This window comes from Paracoccus marinus, from assembly GCF_007018965.1.
GTDB classification, from domain to species: domain Bacteria; phylum Pseudomonadota; class Alphaproteobacteria; order Rhodobacterales; family Rhodobacteraceae; genus Paracoccus; species Paracoccus marinus.
The window spans coordinates 196,139-211,901 of the sequence record NZ_VJYZ01000004.1 but is presented as its reverse complement, the minus strand read 5'-3'; the positions used below and the strand labels follow the sequence as shown (position 1 = coordinate 211,901).

Annotated in this window: 15 protein-coding genes and 1 pseudogene; 14 read left to right on the top strand and 2 right to left on the bottom strand. The window is 70.3% G+C overall.

Features of this window, described 5'->3' with window-relative positions; genetic code table 11:
* Positions 1–2: 2 nt before the first annotated feature.
* From FNF32_RS01795 to FNF32_RS01785, 3 genes are read left to right on the top strand one after another with little or no spacing between them, the layout of a single operon-like run.
* The gene (locus tag FNF32_RS01795) at positions 3–722 is read left to right on the top strand and encodes a metal-dependent hydrolase (RefSeq protein WP_131673896.1); all 720 of its coding nucleotides are present in this window, start codon (positions 3–5) and stop codon (positions 720–722) included.
* Positions 719–1,168 (top strand): GFA family protein, encoded by a 450-nt coding sequence (locus tag FNF32_RS01790; RefSeq protein WP_425467869.1) that lies wholly within the window; start codon positions 719–721, stop codon positions 1,166–1,168. The genes FNF32_RS01795 and FNF32_RS01790 overlap by 4 nt, the downstream gene beginning before the upstream one ends.
* A gap of 26 nt (positions 1,169–1,194) precedes the next feature.
* Positions 1,195–1,416 carry a barstar family protein gene (locus tag FNF32_RS01785; RefSeq protein WP_185961820.1) on the top strand — a complete coding sequence of 74 codons (222 nt, stop codon included), beginning with the start codon at positions 1,195–1,197 and terminating at the stop codon, positions 1,414–1,416.
* A gap of 3 nt (positions 1,417–1,419) precedes the next feature.
* On the opposite strand, the gene rlmJ is transcribed toward FNF32_RS01785, so the two are convergent.
* On the bottom strand, positions 1,420–2,196 hold the full coding sequence (gene rlmJ / locus FNF32_RS01780; protein WP_131673894.1) for a 23S rRNA (adenine(2030)-N(6))-methyltransferase RlmJ: 777 nt from the start codon (positions 2,194–2,196) through the stop codon (positions 1,420–1,422).
* A gap of 730 nt (positions 2,197–2,926) precedes the next feature.
* Here rlmJ and FNF32_RS01775 point away from each other — a divergent pair.
* The 11 genes and pseudogenes from FNF32_RS01775 to FNF32_RS01725 all read left to right on the top strand — a co-directional run bounded on the left by FNF32_RS01775 (position 2,927) and on the right by FNF32_RS01725 (position 15,258).
* A complete protein-coding gene (locus FNF32_RS01775; protein ID WP_131673893.1) occupies positions 2,927–4,030 on the top strand; it encodes an Mrp/NBP35 family ATP-binding protein in 1,104 nt (367 codons plus the stop codon).
* 672 nt (positions 4,031–4,702) lie between these two features.
* Positions 4,703–5,233, top strand: a complete 531-nt coding sequence (mraZ, locus tag FNF32_RS01770) for a division/cell wall cluster transcriptional repressor MraZ (RefSeq protein WP_185961819.1) — start codon at positions 4,703–4,705, stop codon at positions 5,231–5,233.
* Positions 5,233–6,201, top strand: a complete 969-nt coding sequence (gene rsmH / locus FNF32_RS01765) for a 16S rRNA (cytosine(1402)-N(4))-methyltransferase RsmH (RefSeq protein WP_131673891.1) — start codon at positions 5,233–5,235, stop codon at positions 6,199–6,201. The genes mraZ and rsmH overlap by 1 nt, the downstream gene beginning before the upstream one ends.
* Positions 6,201–6,554: pseudogene (ftsL, locus tag FNF32_RS15790) on the top strand (cell division protein FtsL); the annotation flags it as partial. The gene rsmH and the pseudogene ftsL, both read left to right, overlap by 1 nt.
* A gap of 95 nt (positions 6,555–6,649) precedes the next feature.
* Entirely contained in the window at positions 6,650–8,455 is a 1,806-nt protein-coding gene (locus FNF32_RS01755; RefSeq protein ID WP_131673890.1) for a peptidoglycan D,D-transpeptidase FtsI family protein, read from the top strand.
* 53 nt (positions 8,456–8,508) lie between these two features.
* Entirely contained in the window at positions 8,509–9,999 is a 1,491-nt protein-coding gene (locus tag FNF32_RS01750; RefSeq protein ID WP_185961818.1) for a UDP-N-acetylmuramoyl-L-alanyl-D-glutamate--2,6-diaminopimelate ligase, read from the top strand.
* Positions 9,996–11,477, top strand: a complete 1,482-nt coding sequence (locus FNF32_RS01745; RefSeq protein ID WP_131673889.1) for a UDP-N-acetylmuramoyl-tripeptide--D-alanyl-D-alanine ligase — start codon at positions 9,996–9,998, stop codon at positions 11,475–11,477. The genes FNF32_RS01750 and FNF32_RS01745 overlap by 4 nt, the downstream gene beginning before the upstream one ends.
* Positions 11,478–11,480: 3 nt before the next feature.
* On the top strand, positions 11,481–12,566 hold the full coding sequence (gene mraY, locus FNF32_RS01740; RefSeq protein WP_131673888.1) for a phospho-N-acetylmuramoyl-pentapeptide-transferase: 1,086 nt from the start codon (positions 11,481–11,483) through the stop codon (positions 12,564–12,566).
* 297 nt (positions 12,567–12,863) lie between these two features.
* Positions 12,864–14,267 carry a UDP-N-acetylmuramoyl-L-alanine--D-glutamate ligase gene (gene murD, locus FNF32_RS01735; protein ID WP_131673887.1) on the top strand — a complete coding sequence of 468 codons (1,404 nt, stop codon included), beginning with the start codon at positions 12,864–12,866 and terminating at the stop codon, positions 14,265–14,267.
* Positions 14,264–14,770, top strand: coding sequence for a MarR family winged helix-turn-helix transcriptional regulator (locus FNF32_RS01730; protein ID WP_131673886.1), 507 nt, complete (start codon positions 14,264–14,266; stop codon positions 14,768–14,770). Before murD ends, FNF32_RS01730 begins: the two co-directional genes overlap by 4 nt.
* Positions 14,771–14,826: 56 nt before the next feature.
* A complete protein-coding gene (locus FNF32_RS01725; RefSeq protein ID WP_143796450.1) occupies positions 14,827–15,258 on the top strand; it encodes a VOC family protein in 432 nt (143 codons plus the stop codon).
* Positions 15,259–15,292: 34 nt separating this feature from the next.
* Here FNF32_RS01725 and FNF32_RS01720 read toward each other — a convergent pair whose 3' ends face one another.
* Entirely contained in the window at positions 15,293–15,724 is a 432-nt protein-coding gene (locus FNF32_RS01720) for a winged helix-turn-helix transcriptional regulator (RefSeq protein ID WP_185961817.1), read from the bottom strand.
* Positions 15,725–15,763 lie beyond the last annotated feature (39 nt).

Below are 15,763 nucleotides of genomic sequence, written 5' to 3'. Positions count from 1 at the left end.
CGATGAAACTGACCTGGCTTGGCCACGGCAGCTGGCGGATCGAGATCGAAAAGGCGGTGATCCTGGTGGACCCCGCGCTGGATGCGAACCCGTCCTTTCCCGAGGACCGGCGCGACGAGGCGGTCGCGGGCACGACCCACATCCTGATCACCCACGGGCACGGCGACCACACCTCGGGCGTCCCGGCGCTTGCCAAGCGGCTGGGGGTGCCGGTGGTGGGGATCGCGGACCTCGTCACCTTCTGGTCCGAAAGCGAGGGGCTGGACGGCACCGGCTTCAACAAGGGCGGGACCGTGGACCTGAACGGCGCGAAGGTGACGATGGTCGCGGCCAGCCATTCCTCGGCGATGGAAGGGCGGGGCGGCCAGCCCATCTATGCCGGTCACGAGTCGGGCTACATGATCGCGGGCGAGGGGCACGTCGTCTATTTCAGCGGCGACACCGACATCATGGCCGACATGGACTGGATGGGCGACCTGCACAAACCCGACATCGGCATCCTGTGCGCGGGCGGGCACTACACCATGGACATGGCGCGCGCGGGCTATGCCGCCAGACGGTATTTCGACTTCAAGACCGTGATCCCCAGCCACTACCGCAGCTTCGCCGTGCTGGCGACGGACGCGGCCCCCCTGCGCGTCGCGCTGCCCGGCGTCGAGGTGATCGAGCCCGAGGTGCTGAACCCGATCGAGATCGCGCCCCGGACCGGAGCCACAGCATGAGCGAGCCACAGGTCTTTCCCACCGGCCCCGACCCCGACATGACCGAGGTGGACGCCGCCTGCCACTGCGGCGCCGTGCGAATGCGGGTGCGGCTGTCGGACGGGCTGCGCACCGCCCGGCGCTGCGACTGTTCGTTCTGCCGGATGCGCGGGGCCGTCGCGGTCAGCGCGCCGCTGGACGGGATCGAGATCCTGTCGGGGCAGGACGCCTTGGGCGAATACCGCTTCAACACCGGCACGGCGGTCCACCACTTCTGCAAGGTCTGCGGCATCTACACCCACCACCAGCGCCGCTCGAACCCCAGCCAGTACGGGGTCAACGTCGCCTGCCTGGACGGGGTGAGCCCGTTCGACTTCGCCGAGGTGCCGGTGATGAACGGCCGCGTACACCCCGGGGACGGCGGCGGCGGGCAGGCGGGCACGCTGGTTTATCGCCCCGACGCATGAGGGGCGCGGTGCCTGACGGCGCGCGCATGATTTCACGCGACGCCGCGCATGACGAGCTGTCCCGCGTGCTGGGGCTGCCCGCGTTCTATGGGCGCAACCTCGACGCCTTGGCCGACTGCCTGCGCGACGCGCGGCCCGACGCCGTGACGTGGCGCGACTTTGACGCCGCGGAACGTTCCCTGGGGGACCATGCGGCCGGGATCGCGCGGGTGCTGCGGGACGCGGGCGTGGCGCTGACGGTCGCCTGAGCGTCAGGCCGCGAACAGGCGGGCCAGCCGCGCCGCCTCGTCGGCAAGGCCGAAGGGCGGGTTGATCACGAACATCCCCGAGCCGGCCATGCCGTGCCCCGCCCGCGCGGGCGGAAACCGCACCTCGGACGCCAGCGCCCCGGCGCCCGCCGTTTCTGTCAGCTCACGCGCCATCGCCGCCTGCCGGTCGTCGCCGAGGATCGGATACCAGACGGCGATCACCCCCACGTTCCACTTGCGCGCCAGCCTGCCGACGATGCCCGGAATGCGGTCGTAGTCGGCCTTGACCTCGTAGCTGGGGTCGATCAGCAGCATGCCCCGGCGCGGCGTGGGCGGCAGGATCGCGTTCGCCATCTCGAAGCCGTCCTGACGGTGCAGATGCGCGAACCCCGCCACGTCGGCCAGCGCCGCGTGTTCCTGCGGGTGCAGTTCGGCCAGATGCGCCACGTCGCCGGGCCGCAGGAAGTGGCGCGCGATCAGCGGCGATCCGGGATAGGTGTCGGGTCCGTGGCGCGTCCGCGTCGCCGCCAGCGCGGCGCGGAGCGGATGGTCGTAGGGAAACCAGCCCCGGTCCAGCGCCCGGACGATGCCCGCGCGCGCCTCGCCGGTGCGCGCCGCCTCGGGCGCGGTCAGGTCGTAAAGGCCGCGCCCGGCGTGGGTTTCGGCGTAGGTGAAGGGCTTGTCCTTGCCCGCCAGCCGCGCCAGCGCCACCGCCAGCAGCGCATGCTTGTGGACGTCGGCCGCGTTTCCGGCGTGAAAACTGTGCTGGTAGGACAACATCCCCGACCCATAGCGCGCGCGGATGCCGTGCGGAAGCGGGGCGAAAGGACGCGGCGGCGCCAAGGGGGGAGGGGAGGAGGCGCCGCCGCACAACGCTGGCCCGGGGGAGGAGGAGGGCCGCGTATGAGGTGCGATGCAGACCGGGGAGGAGTGGCCGGCACCGCTGACGAACGACCCCGGGGAGGAGGAGGGGCCGCCGTGTTCCGTCGTGACCTTCGCCGCCCCGGGGGGCGGAAAGGTAGGCGGCGGCCCCAGGGAGGAGGAGTGGGCCGCCGCCTGATCCGCGTCGATCCGGGGAGGAGGATCGGATCGTCGCGTAACTGGTTGGCGGCACCCCAGGGGAGGGGAGGAGGGGTGCCGCCCAAGCCTGATCCCCAGGGAGGAGGAAGGGGTCAGGATCCGTGCTGCCCTTGCGGGGCCCGTTCGCTTCGTGTGCCAGACGCGGCACCGTGGCGTTCGTCTTGTCCCGAACATGGGCCAAATGCTGCAGCTGCACAATGGCGGAAAAGGTCTATGAGCCATGCGTCTGTTGCATGGAACGGATCCGCTCGCTGCCCCGCAAATGGCAGCGTCATAACGGCAACTGCTCGCACACAGCGAATGTTCAAGGTCTCTCCGGCGCGTCAGTCATGCAAATGACGCAACGTCCGTCGCTGCGCTCGCGCGCTTTACGCCACGTTCCCCGCCTGCGATGCTGCAATGCAACCCTGCCAGGACCGGAGCCCGCCCCATGACCATCGACGACCGTGTTCGTGACGTTCTTGCGACGATTTCGGTTCCGGGCGGCAAGACCCTGATCTCCGCCGATCTGGTTCGCGCCTTGCAGGTGACCGACGGCGCGGTCCGATTCGTGATCGAGGCGCCGGACGCGCAGTTCGCCCGCGCGCTGGAACCGGCGCGCGCACAGGCCGAGGCGCTTCTCAAGGCGCTTCCCGGCGTCAGCTCGGTCCAGATCGTGACAACCGCGCCCGCCGGACGCGCATCGCCCGTCGCGGCCCAAAGCGGCGCTTCGCCGTCAGCACCCGGCGCCGCGCCGAACCTCAAGATCGGCCGCCACCCAACGCCGCAGGCGGGTCCGCTCGCCATCCCCGGCGTGGACCGGATCGTCGCCATCGGGTCGGGCAAGGGCGGGGTCGGCAAATCCACCCTCACCACCAACCTCGCCGTCGCGCTGGCGCGCGAGGGGCGGCGCGTGGGCGTGCTGGACGCCGACATCTACGGCCCCAGCCAGCCGCGCATGCTGGGCGTGACCCAGCGCCCGACGAGCGAGGGCGACCGCATCCAGCCGGTGCGCGCGCATGGTCTGGTGATGATGTCGATCGGGTTGATGATGAAGGAAGGCGAGGCGCTGGTCTGGCGCGGGCCGATGCTGATGGGCGCGCTGCAGCAGATGCTGAACCAGGTGGACTGGGGAGATCTGGACGTCTTGCTGGTGGACCTGCCGCCCGGCACCGGCGACGTGCAGCTGAGCCTGTGCCAGAAGGCGCAGGTCACGGGCGCGATCATCGTCTCCACGCCCCAGGACGTGGCGATGATCGACGCGCGGCGCGCGATCGACATGTTCGACAAGCTGCGGACCCCGGTGCTGGGGCTGGTCGAGAACATGTCCGTCCATGTCTGCCGCAATTGCGGCCACGAGGAACATCTGTTCGGCCACGGCGGCGTCGCGGCCGAGGCGCAGGCGCGCGGCCTGCCGTTCCTGGGCGAGATCCCGCTGGACCTGTCGGTGCGGCTGGGCGGGGACGAGGGACGCCCGGTCGCGGCCGGACAGGGGCCGGTCGCCGACGCCTATATCCGCCTTGCCCGCCGGCTGGTCGCGGGCGGCATGGGCTGAACGGTTCTTTTCTGGTGGCTGATGTGGCGGGCGGTCCTGGTGGGCCGCCCGTTGTGACTCAAAGGCTGGGAAAAGGCGGGAACAGGCAGCCATCCTGCGAATCAACCCCCCGTGAATGGGCGTGAGGACGGCCGCTATTCTGTCCATCGCCCGACCGCTTTCCCGTGAGTCGGCGGAACGCCTCGGCGGATTTCTGCAACTTTGGGAATTGGTGGCACCGATCTGCCACAGCTCGCCCACGCACCACATATGGTGCTGGCGATATCCTCAGTCTCTACAGGTTCCATCTCTTCCGCAGCGCATCAGCTATGTTCTTGATCGGTTCTAACAACCGCACCGCCTGTCACCCGTTTTCACTCTCAACAATTCCGTTGCTTCCCATGAAATCCCATGGCATCCCTTTACTCACGGAAGGCGGATCAAGGGGCACCCAAGACCCCACGCCATAGGCAGGCTTCATACAGGCAGCCGTTCTTCCGAAAAACGACCCGGTCGCGTGCGAGCAGCATCTTCCCCAGGTGGCGCGACGAGCCGGGCGATCCCCGAAACTTCGGGGCCCAGGAATGGGAACGAGGGCGGCGGATCGGGCAGTGGCAGCGGCCCGATCCGCCCTTTCCCGTTTGGTGGCCCGGTACGGGTGGCCAGGCGGGCGGACAGTGGAAGGACGCGGGCTTGGCGCGCAGGTTCAGAGGCTCGGAAGAGGTCAAGGTCGACGCCAAGGGGCGCGTCTCGATCCCGGCCAAGTTCCGCCGCGTGTTCGAAAGCTGCGATCCCGACTGGGAAACCGGCAAGCGCCCGCAACTCGTCATTGTCTACGGCCGCACCGACTGGCGCCATCTCGAATTGTACACGCTGGAAGCGATCGAGGAAATCGACGCCCAGATCGACCAGATGCAGCGCGGCAGCCCGGAACGGCGACTGCTCGAATCCATCATGCACGGCGCCGCCGAGGAAGCCGAGATCGACCCCGACGGGCGGCTCGTCCTGCCGCAGAAGCTGCGCGAAAAGATCGGGCTGGACGAGCGCGCGTTCTTCGTGGCCGCGGGCGACTATCTCAAGGTCTGGCGCCCCGAAACCTATGACGAGGCCGAGGGCGACGAGGTCGAGGCGCTGGTGGCCGAGCTTGGCGAAGGCTTCGACCCCCGTTCGCTTCTGCCGCCAATCGCCCCCGTGCGCCGGATCGAATCGAGGGCCGACGACTGATGCCGGTCGCGGCACCCCATGTGCCGGTGCTGCTCGGTCCGTTGCTCGCGGCCGTGGCACCCGTGCGCGGCACCTGGATCGACGGCACCTTTGGCGCGGGCGGCTATGCGCGCGGCCTGCTGGACGCGGGCGCGGACCGGGTGATCGGCATCGACCGCGATCCGTCGGTGTTCCGCATGGCGCAGGCCTGGGCGGACGATCACGGCGACCGGCTGCGGCTGGTAGAAGGCACGTTTTCCGACCTCGACACCCTCGCGGGCGGGCCGGTGGACGGCGTGGTGCTGGATCTCGGCGTCAGCTCCATGCAGCTTGACCAGGCCGAGCGCGGCTTTTCCTTCCTGCGCGACGGTCCGCTGGACATGCGGATGGGCGGCGACGGGCCCTCCGCGGCGGACCTGCTGAACACGTCGGACGAAGGCCGCATCGCCGACGTGCTGTATCACTATGGCGAGGAACGCGCGGCCCGCCGGATCGCCCGCGCGATCGTCAAGGCACGCCCGCTGACCCGCACCGCCCAGCTGGCCGACGTGGTCCAGTCCTGCCTGCCGCGCCCGAAACCGGGACAAAGCCACCCCGCCACCCGCGCCTTCCAGGCGATCCGCATCTGGGTCAACGACGAGTTCGGTCAGCTTGTCGCGGGCCTTGCCGCCGCCGAACGCGCGCTGGTGCCGGGGGGCAGGCTGGCTGTCGTCAGCTTCCATTCGCTCGAGGACCGGATCGTCAAGCGCTTCATGCAGGGCCGCGCCAATGCGGCGGGCGGCGGCAGCCGCTACGCGCCCGAGGCGCCGCAGGACGCGCCCGCCTTCACGCTGCCCTTCCGCCGCGCGATCGGCGCGGACGAGGACGAGCTTGCCGCGAACCCCCGCGCCCGCTCGGCCTATCTGCGCGTCGCCGTGCGGACGGACGCACCGGCGGGCGAGGCCGACGACCGCACGCTGGGCCTGCCGCAACTGCCGGGGGGCGGCTGATGCGCGCGCTTCTGTATGTGATGACCGTCGCGGCGGTGATGGGTCTCGCCTTCTGGGCCTACCGCGAGAATTACCGCACCCAGGCCGCCATCGACGAGATGAACGGGATCCAGAACGAGATCGGGGGCCTGCGCGAGCAGCTGGGCGTCCTGCGCGCCGAATGGGCCTATCTGAACCGGCCCGAGCGGCTGCGCGACCTGGTGGACCTGAACTTCGAGCGGTTGCAGCTGGTGCCGGTGCAGTCGGGCCAGTTCGTGGACGTGGACCACGTCGATTACCCGAAGATCCGCGAGTTCCAGGGCCCGCCCGCGCCCGACGCCTTCACCGACCCCCAACCCGGGACGCCGACCGGGACACCCCCCGGAACGCAGCCCGGCGCCGCAGCACCCGCCGCCGCCGCACCCATCGCCCGCCCCGCATCCCGCCCCGCCGAAAGGGAGACTCAGCCGTGATCCGCACCCCCCTGCGCCCGCTGGCCCGCATCCTCCGCGCCCGCGAGGCGGGCGAGAACCCCGACGACATCGAGGCGGAAAACCGCGCCCGCCGCCATGCCGAGATCCAGGACAAGTCGCGCAAGCGGGCGTCGTTCCGGCTGTGGCTGATGGCATTCGCTTTTACCGCCGCGTTCGGCGCGGTCGGCATGCGGATGGGCGCGCTCGCGTCGTCAGACCCCACCGAGCCGCGGGCGCAGGCGACCGGCGCGCGCATCATCTCGCAGCGCGCCGACATCGTGGACCGGCGGGGGCGGGTGCTGGCCACGAACCTGTCCACCCACGCGCTGTACGCCCACCCCCACCAGATGGTCGATCCGCGCCGCGCGGCGACCGAGCTGGCGGCGATCTTTCCCGACCTCGACGAAAAGCAGCTGACCAAGGACTTCACCGGCAAGCGCACCTTCGTCTGGATCAAGAAGAAGCTCTCGCCCGAGCAGATGCAGGCCGTCCACGACATTGGCGAGCCCGGCCTTCTGTTCGGCCCGCGCGAGATGCGGCTTTATCCGAACGGCCAGCTGGCGAGCCACATCCTTGGCGGTTCGACCTTTGGCGCCGAGGGCGTGAGCAGCGCCGAGGTGCTGGGCATGGCGGGCGTGGAAAAGGCCTTCGACAACTGGCTGCGCGATCCCGCGAACGCGGGCGCGCCCCTGACGCTGTCGATCGACCTGACCGCGCAGGCCGCGATGGAGGAGGTGCTGTCCAACGGCATGAAGGTGATGAGCGCCAAGGGCGCCGCCGGCGTGCTGATGGAGGTTTCGACCGGCGAGGTGCTGGCGATGGCGAGCCTGCCCGACTTCGACCCGAACGACCGCCCGCGCCCGGCGCTCAAGGGCGATCCGTCCGACAGCCCGCTTTTCAACCGCGCGGTGCAGGGGCAGTACGAGCTGGGATCGACCTTCAAGCTGTTCCCGGTCGCGCAGGCGCTGGACGAAAAGCTCATCAACCCCAACACGATGATCAACGCCAGCTCGCCGATGAAGATCGGCAAGTACCTTATCCACGACTTCCACAACTACGGCGGCAGCCTGTCGGTCGCCGACATCCTGGCCAAGTCGTCGAACGTCGGCACGGTGCGGATCGCGCAGATGCTGGGCCCCGAGCGGCAGCAGAAGTTCCTCAAGGACCTCGGCCTCTTCGAGGCGACGCAGATCGAGATGACCGAGGCGCCGACCGGCAAGCCGCTGGTCCCGCAGCGCTGGCCCGCCGTCACGGCGGCGACGGTCGCGTTCGGCCACGGCCTTGCGGCGAGCCCGCTGCACCTCGCCTCGGCCTACGCCACCATCGCCAATGATGGGCACCGGGTGCGCCCGACGCTGGTCCATCGCCGCGACCATCCGCAGGGCGAACAGATCCTGTCGGCGCAGGCGGCGCAGACCGCGCGCATGATGCTGCGCGGCGTCGTCACCCGCGGCACCGCGCGCGCGGCCGAGGTCGAAGGCTATGACGTGGCCGGCAAGACCGGGACCGCCGACAAGCCCCGCCCCGGCGGCGGCTATTACGAAAGCAAGGTGATCTCGAACTTTGCCGCGATGTTCCCGGTCGAATCCCCGAAATACGTGCTGGTCGTGACGCTGGACGAACCCTCGGTCACCAACGCGGGCGGGGGAACCGCGCGGACCGCCGGCCTGACGGCCGCCCCGGTCGCGGCCGAGATGGTGCGCCGCCTTGCGCCCATCGTGGGCCTGCGGCCCGCCGCCGACGCGGACCTGCCCGTCATTGAAAACCGGACCCCGGCTGATCTAAAGCTCGTGACGAACTGAAGATGCGACGGTCCCGCGAAGGGACCGGCGCGCGAACAAGGGCGAGGTGACGGGTGACGGCGACGGGTGACGGCAAGCTTCTGTCCCGGCTGGGATTGCGGGCAAGGGACGGGCGCGACCCGACCATCACCGGCCTGTCGGTCGACAGCCGCTCGGTGCGCGACGGCCATCTGTTCGCCGCGCTGCCCGGATCGACCGCCCACGGGGGGGAGTTCATCACCTATGCGCTGCGCCAGGGCGCGGGCGCGATCCTGACCGACCGCCGCGGCGCGCAGATCGCCGCCGACGCGCTTGCGGCGTCGGACGCGGCCGTTGTGGTGGCCGAGGATCCGCGCGCCGCGCTTGCCGGCGCCGCCGCGCTGTGGTTCGCGGCCCAGCCCGAAACGGTCGTCGCGGTCACGGGCACGTCGGGCAAGACCTCGGTCGCGACCTTTACCCGCCAGATCTGGCAGGCGCTCGGCCACAAGGCGATCAGCCTTGGCACCATGGGCGTGCAGGGCGACTATGCCGCGAAGCTCGCCCACACCACGCCCGAGCCGGTGACGCTGCACCGCGTGCTGGCCGAGGCGGCTGCGGCCGGCGTCACCCACGCGGCGATGGAGGCGTCGTCCCACGGCCTTGACCAGCGGCGGCTGGACGGGGTGCGGGTGCGCGCCGGGGCGTTCACGAACTTCAGCCAGGACCACCTGGACTACCACGCGGATTTCGACGACTACTTTGCCGCCAAGGCGCTGCTGTTCGACCGCATCCTGCAGCCGGGCGACTCGGCCGTCATCAACATCGACGGCGATCGCGGCCAGCAGATGGCCGAAATCGCGGTGGACGGCGACCTGCGCCTGACGGCCGTAGGCCACGGCGACGCCTGCGACCTGCGCATCCTCGGCCAGCGCTACGACGCGACGGGCCAGGACCTGCGCTTTTCGCTGGACGGGCGCACGCATCTGGTGCGCCTGAACCTGATCGGCGGCTTTCAGGCGGAAAACGTGCTGGCGGCGGCGGGCCTCTGCATCGCCTCGGGCGACGCGCCCGACCGGGTGCTTGCGACCCTGCCGGGCCTGACCACCGTGCGCGGCCGGATGGAGCTTGCGGCGATGCGCGAGAACGGCGCGGCGGTGTTCGTGGACTATGCCCACAAGCCCGGCGCGGTGGTGGCCGCGCTGCAGTCGCTGCGCCCGCACGTCATGGGGCGGATCGTCATCGTGCTGGGCGCGGGCGGCGACCGCGACCGCGGCAAGCGCCCGCTGATGGGCGAGGCCGCGCGCGACTTTGCCGACGTGGTCTATATCACCGACGACAACCCCCGGACCGAGGATCCGGCCGCGATCCGGGCCGAGGTCATGGCGGGCGCCGGCCCCGAGGCGATCGAGGTCGCCGACCGGGCCGAGGCGATCCTGCGTGCGGTCGATGCGCTGCAACCCGGCGACGCGCTGCTGATCGCGGGCAAGGGGCACGAGACGGGGCAGATCGTCGGCAGCGACGTGTTCCCCTTTGACGACGCCGAACAGGCCTCGGTCGCGGTGGCCGCGCTGGACGGCCGCATATGACGCTGTGGACATCGACCGACGCCGCCACGGCCACCGGCGGGCGCGCCAGCGCCGACTGGGCCGCCACCGGCATTTCCATCGACACCCGCACGATCCGCCCCGGCGACCTGTTCGTCGCGCTGACCGACGTCCGCGACGGCCACGACTTCGTGGCGCAGGCGCTGGACAAGGGCGCGGCCGCCGCGCTGGTCAGCCGGGTGCCGGACGGCGTGGGCGATGACGCGCCGCTGCTGATCGTCCCGGACGTGCTGCCCGCGCTGGAAGCCCTGGGTCGCGCCGGCCGGGCGCGCACGGCTGCGCGGGTGCTGGCGATCACCGGCAGCGTCGGCAAGACCTCGACCAAGGACATGGCCGCCGCCGCGCTTGCGGACCAGGGCCGCGTCCACGCGGCCGAAGCCAGCCTCAACAACCACTGGGGCGTGCCGCTGACGCTGGCGCGGATGCCGCAGGACACCGACTTCGCGATCCTCGAACTGGGCATGAACCACCCCGGCGAGATCGCGCCCCTGTCGCGCATGGCCCGGCCCCACGTCGCGATGATCACCACCGTCGCCCCCGCGCATATGGAGGCGTTCGGCAGCCTTGACGGGATCGCCCGCGAGAAGGGGTCGATCATGGACGGCCTCGCCCCCGCCGGCCACGCGATCCTGCCCGAGGACCTGGACGTGACCCCGATCCTGCGCGACGCGGCCGACGCGGCGGCGGCCATCGTCGTGGGCTTCGGCCGCGACGGCGCGGCGAAGCCCTTGAAGTCCGAGGTGACGGCGGACGGACGGACGCAGGTCCGCGCCCGCATACTGGGAGAGACGGTCGATTTCACGCTGGCGAGCGCGGGCGCGCATTTCGTGATGAACGCCGTGGGCGTCCTCGCCGCCATCGCGGCGCTTGGCGCCGACCTGAAGCGCGCCGCGGCCGACCTTGCCCGCTGGCAGCCCTACAAGGGCCGCGGCGGGGTGGAACGGATCGGCGGCATCACCATCCTTGACGACAGCTACAACGCCAATCCCACCAGCCTCGCGGCGGGGCTGGAGACGCTGGCCCGGCTGGACGGTGCCCGCAAGGTCGCGATCCTGGGCGACATGCTGGAACTCGGCCCCGACGAGAACCGCCTGCACGCCGAGATCGCAGCGTATCCCGCGCTGCGGGACGTGGCGCTGGTCCATGCCTGCGGACCGCGCATGCGCCACCTGATGGACGCGCTGCCGCAAGCGAAACGCGGCATCTGGTCCGACAGCGCCGACGATCTGTGCGCGCGCGCGGCCGACCTCGTGCGCGCGGGGGACGTGGTGTTCGTCAAGGGCTCCAAGGGGTCGCGCGTCGCCCGCGTGGTTGACGCGATCCGCGAAACCCGCCAGACGCCGCCGCTCGACGCCCACAAGGGCGACCATTCCGCACCGCCCCCCGCCGCACCGCCCGCCACCGCGACCCCGGCCGAAACGAGAGCGACCACACCAAGGTCGCCCGCACCGAAAGGTTAATCCATGCTTTACTGGCTCACCAACCTGTCGCCCGATGGCAGCGGCGGCCTGTTCAACCTTTTCCGCTATATCACCTTTCGCGCGGGCGCCGCGTTCTTCACCGCCCTCGTGTTCGGCTTCATCTTCGGCCGCCCGCTCATCAACTGGCTGCGCCTGAAGCAGAAAAAGGGCCAGCCCCTGCGCGAGATCGGTCCCGACCACGTCCACAAGGGCGGCACCCCCACGATGGGCGGGATCCTGATCCTGTCGTCGCTCGGCATCTCGACGCTGCTGTGGGCGCGGCTCGACAACGCCTATGTCTGGATCGTGCTGCTGGTGACGATGGCCTTCGCCGCGATCGGGTTCGCGGACGACTACGCCAAGGTCAAGAAATACACCCACGCCGGCGTCTCGGGCCGGGTGCGGATGCTGCTGGGCATCGGCGTGGGGGTGCTGGCCGCGCTGGCGGTGATGTGGGTCAACCCGCCCGAGCTGTCGGGCCAGCTGGCGCTGCCGTTCTTCAAGCGGGCGCTCATCGACATGGGGCTGTTCTTCATCCCCTTCGCGATGCTCGTGATCGTGGGCGCGGCCAACGCAGTGAACCTGACCGACGGGCTGGACGGGCTGGCGATCGGGCCGGTGATGATCGCGGCCGGCACCTTCGGCGTCATCGCCTATCTGGTCGGCAACAAGGTCTTTGCCGACTACCTCGGCGTCCACTTCGTGCCGGGCACGGGGGAGCTTCTGGTGTTCGTCTCGGCGCTGATCGGCGGGGGGCTGGGATTTCTGTGGTACAACGCGCCGCCCGCGGCGGTGTTCATGGGCGACACCGGCTCGCTCGCGCTCGGCGGCGCGCTGGGGGCAATCGCGATCTGCGTCAAGCACGAGGTCGTGCTGGCCATCGTCGGCGGCCTGTTCGTGGTCGAGGCGCTGAGCGTCATGATCCAGGTCTTCTACTTCAAGCGCACCGGAAAGCGGGTGTTCCTGATGGCCCCGATTCACCACCACTTCGAAAAGAAGGGCTGGGCCGAGCCGCAAATCGTGATCCGCTTCTGGATCATCGCGCTGATCCTGGCGCTGATCGGGTTGAGCACGCTGAAGTTGAGGTGATGCGATGAGATTGCATGATCGACCAGCTTTTCGAGCATTTGCTGATTACGTTTATCGGGCGCTAAGTTGCGCGGCGATCGTTGTTGTAGTAGCTGTTATCGTCGCTCGTGTGCCGTTTGCGTGGTCCGGGACTTATCCTCTGACCATCGGTTGCTTGGTCGCGGCGGCCTTAGTGTCCCTTTTCGATGCCATCTCCACCTTGGCTGACGTTGTGAAGCTCAATTGGCCGACGGCTGTCATTGCCGCCATGATGACGCTTTCGCTAGTGGTGATGGTCGTAGTAGCGACATTGCACTCATGATCCCCGTCCAAGGCGTCACCGGTCAGACCATCGCCGTCCTTGGCCTCGGCCGCTCCGGGCGGGCCACCGCCGCTGCGCTCGCCGCCGGCGGGGCGGACGTCGTTGCCTGGGATGACAGCGCCGACACCCGCGCCGCGGCCGAGGGCGAGGGGCTGGCGCTCGTCGATCTGACCCGCGACCGGGGGTGGGAGCGGGCGATCGACGCGCTCGTCACCTCGCCCGGAATCCCGCATCTCTATCCCGCGCCGCACCCCGCGATCGCGCAGGCGTATGCGCGCGGCGTGCCGGTGGACAACGACATCGGCCTGTTCTTCCGCAGCTTCGCGAGCGAGGGGTGGGACGCGTTCGACACGCCCCCGCGCGTGATCTGCGTCACCGGGTCGAACGGCAAGTCCACCACCACCGCGCTGATCCATCACATCCTGACGCAAGCCGGGCGGCCGTCGCAGATGGGGGGCAACATCGGCACCGGGGTCCTGTCGCTCGATCCGCCGCAGGACGGCGAGGTGGTGGTGCTGGAACTGTCGAGCTACCAGACCGACCTGGCCCGCGCGCTGACCCCGGACGTCGCGGTGTTCACCAACCTTTCGCCCGACCATCTGGACCGGCACGGCGGAATGGGCGGCTATTTCGCGGCCAAGCGGCGGCTTTTTTCCGAGGGCGGGCCGGATCGCTGCGTGATCGGCGTGGACGAGGCCGAGGGGCGCTACCTTGCGGGCCAGATGGCGCAGTCGCCGCAGGATGACCGGGTGATCCGCATTTCCGTGGACGAGAAGCTCGAGCGTTTCGGCTGGTCGGTGTTCGCGCTAAAGGGCTTCCTGTCCGAATACCGCAAGGGGCGGCAGGTCACCTCGATCGACCTGCGGGGGGTGCGCGGCCTGCCCGGCGCGCATAACCACCAGAATGCCTGCGCCGCCTATGCCGCCGCCCGCGCGGTGGGCATCGCCCCGCGCGAGATCGAGGCCGCGTTCGCCAGCTTCGCGGGTCTGCCGCATCGCAGCCAGACGGTGGCCGAGATCGGCGGCGTGGCTTTCGTCAACGACAGCAAGGCCACCAACGCCGACGCCGCCGAAAAGGCGCTGCTGGCGTTCGACAACATCCGCTGGATCGCGGGCGGGATGGGCAAGGAGGGCGGGATCGCCGCGCTGTCGCCGCTGTTTTCCCGGGTGAAGAAGGCCTATCTCATCGGCCATTCGGCCCGCGACTTTGCGTTGCAGTTGTCGGGAACGCCGCACGAGGTGGTGGAGACGATGGACGCGGCCGTCGCCCGCGCCGCGGCCGAGGCCGAGCCTGGCGACACGGTGCTGCTGGCGCCTGCGTCCGCCAGCTTCGACCAGTATCCGAACTTCGAAAAGCGCGGCGAGCATTTCGCGGCGCTGGTGGCGGCGTTGCAGGGGTGAGCGGCGCGCCCGCCGATCCGCCCGGCATGGTGCCCCCGGACCTGCATCCCGATCCCCGCCGCCAACAGGCGGTCCTTGTCGAGAGCCTGCGCCGGTACGGGGCGGTCCACGCCGACCTGATGCGGTCCTTCGCCGAGCATCTGACGCTTCATCCGATCGACGCGACGGCGCTGAGCGAGATCCTGTTCGCCGAGGACGGGGGTGCGCCGCTGACGCCCGCCGCGCTTGCCCGCCGGATCGGGCGATCGCGCCCGGCCACCACGGCGCTGGTCGGCCGGCTCGTGGCGCAGGGATATGTCGAGCGGGTGCCGCACCCCGACGACGGCCGCGCGGTGATCCTGAAAGGCGCCGCCCGCGTGGGCGAGGCGACGGCCACGTTCTTCATCCCCTATGCGGCCGCGCTGGACCGTGTTCTGGCGGCGCACGACCCGGCGGCGGTGGACCGGTCGGTCGCGCTGCTGGACGAGGTGACGGCGGCGATCCGCGATCTGGTGAAAAGATAGTTCCATCATGGAACCATTCGTGCGATGATCGCGGGGCCAAACGAAATTGTTCCCACATGGCCGACTTCACGTCCATCGTCATCGACCACCTCAACATCGGCGTGTCCGACCTCGACCGGGCCCTGCCGATCTACGAGGCGGCGCTGGCGCCGCTGGGGCTGGTCGTGCAGTTCCGGCCGCGTGCCGAGGACGCCCAGTCCCGCACGCGGATGATCGGGTTCGGACGGACGAAAGATCGCCCCGTCCTGTGGCTGGTGGACGCACAGCCCGTCGGCGGCCACACCCACGTCGCCTTCGCGGCCGAGACCCGCGCGCAGGTGGATGCCTTCCACCGCGCCGCGCTTGCCGCCGGGGCGCGCGACAACGGCGCGCCGGGCCTGCGCCCCTATCACCCCGATTACTACGGAGCGTTCGTCCACGACCCCGAAGGGATCAACCTGGAAGCGGTCTGCCACCGCCCGGTCGCCGCGCCGCACACCGGGTCCTGATCGGGGCGGCGTCAAGCCGGTCGGCCCTGCATGCTCAGGGCGCGCGACCACCCTCCCACGATGCGAGGTCGGACAGAAGCCGGGCCAGCGCCGCTCCGTCCGCCGTCAGCGCATAAAGCGGTCGCGCCTCCGGCCCGCGCCGTTCGACCAGGCGGTCCGCCTCGAGCTCGCGCAGGGCGCGCACCAGCACCCGCTTGGCCGGGGCGGTCAGAGCCGCCCGCAGGTCGGACATCGGGCGCGGGCCGTCGGTCAACGCCATCAGGATCGACGGCTTCCACCGCGCGCGGAACGATTCCACCGCCCGCGACAGGTCGCACCACGCGGCCAGCGCCTCGCGATTGGCGGCGTGGATCGTCGGACGGTCGGCCGCCCCCACAGCACCCGGCCCCCCAGCACCCGGCCCCCCTGCACCTGCGTCCGCGCGGGCGGGCGGGGTGTCAACATTGTCAGCCTTGGTCACGGACACGACGTGGACCATCCTTTCCCCATGAACAGGAGCCGACAC

Bases quoted from the DNA above. Each gene is read 5' to 3' on its own strand.
- FNF32_RS01795 (WP_131673896.1), top strand. From the start codon at position 3: ATGAAACTGACCTGGCTTGGCCACGGCAGCTGGCGGATCGAGATCGAA.
- FNF32_RS01745 (WP_131673889.1), top strand. From the start codon at position 9,996: ATGACGCTGTGGACATCGACCGACGCCGCCACGGCCACCGGCGGGCGC.
- rlmJ (WP_131673894.1), bottom strand. From the start codon at position 2,196: ATGTTGTCCTACCAGCACAGTTTTCACGCCGGAAACGCGGCCGACGTC.
- murD (WP_131673887.1), top strand. From the start codon at position 12,864: ATGATCCCCGTCCAAGGCGTCACCGGTCAGACCATCGCCGTCCTTGGC.
- FNF32_RS01775 (WP_131673893.1), top strand. From the start codon at position 2,927: ATGACCATCGACGACCGTGTTCGTGACGTTCTTGCGACGATTTCGGTT.
- FNF32_RS01785 (WP_185961820.1), top strand. From the start codon at position 1,195: ATGATTTCACGCGACGCCGCGCATGACGAGCTGTCCCGCGTGCTGGGG.
- mraY (WP_131673888.1), top strand. From the start codon at position 11,481: ATGCTTTACTGGCTCACCAACCTGTCGCCCGATGGCAGCGGCGGCCTG.
- rsmH (WP_131673891.1), top strand. From the start codon at position 5,233: ATGCCGGTCGCGGCACCCCATGTGCCGGTGCTGCTCGGTCCGTTGCTC.
- FNF32_RS01790 (WP_425467869.1), top strand. From the start codon at position 719: ATGAGCGAGCCACAGGTCTTTCCCACCGGCCCCGACCCCGACATGACC.
- FNF32_RS01725 (WP_143796450.1), top strand. From the start codon at position 14,827: ATGGCCGACTTCACGTCCATCGTCATCGACCACCTCAACATCGGCGTG.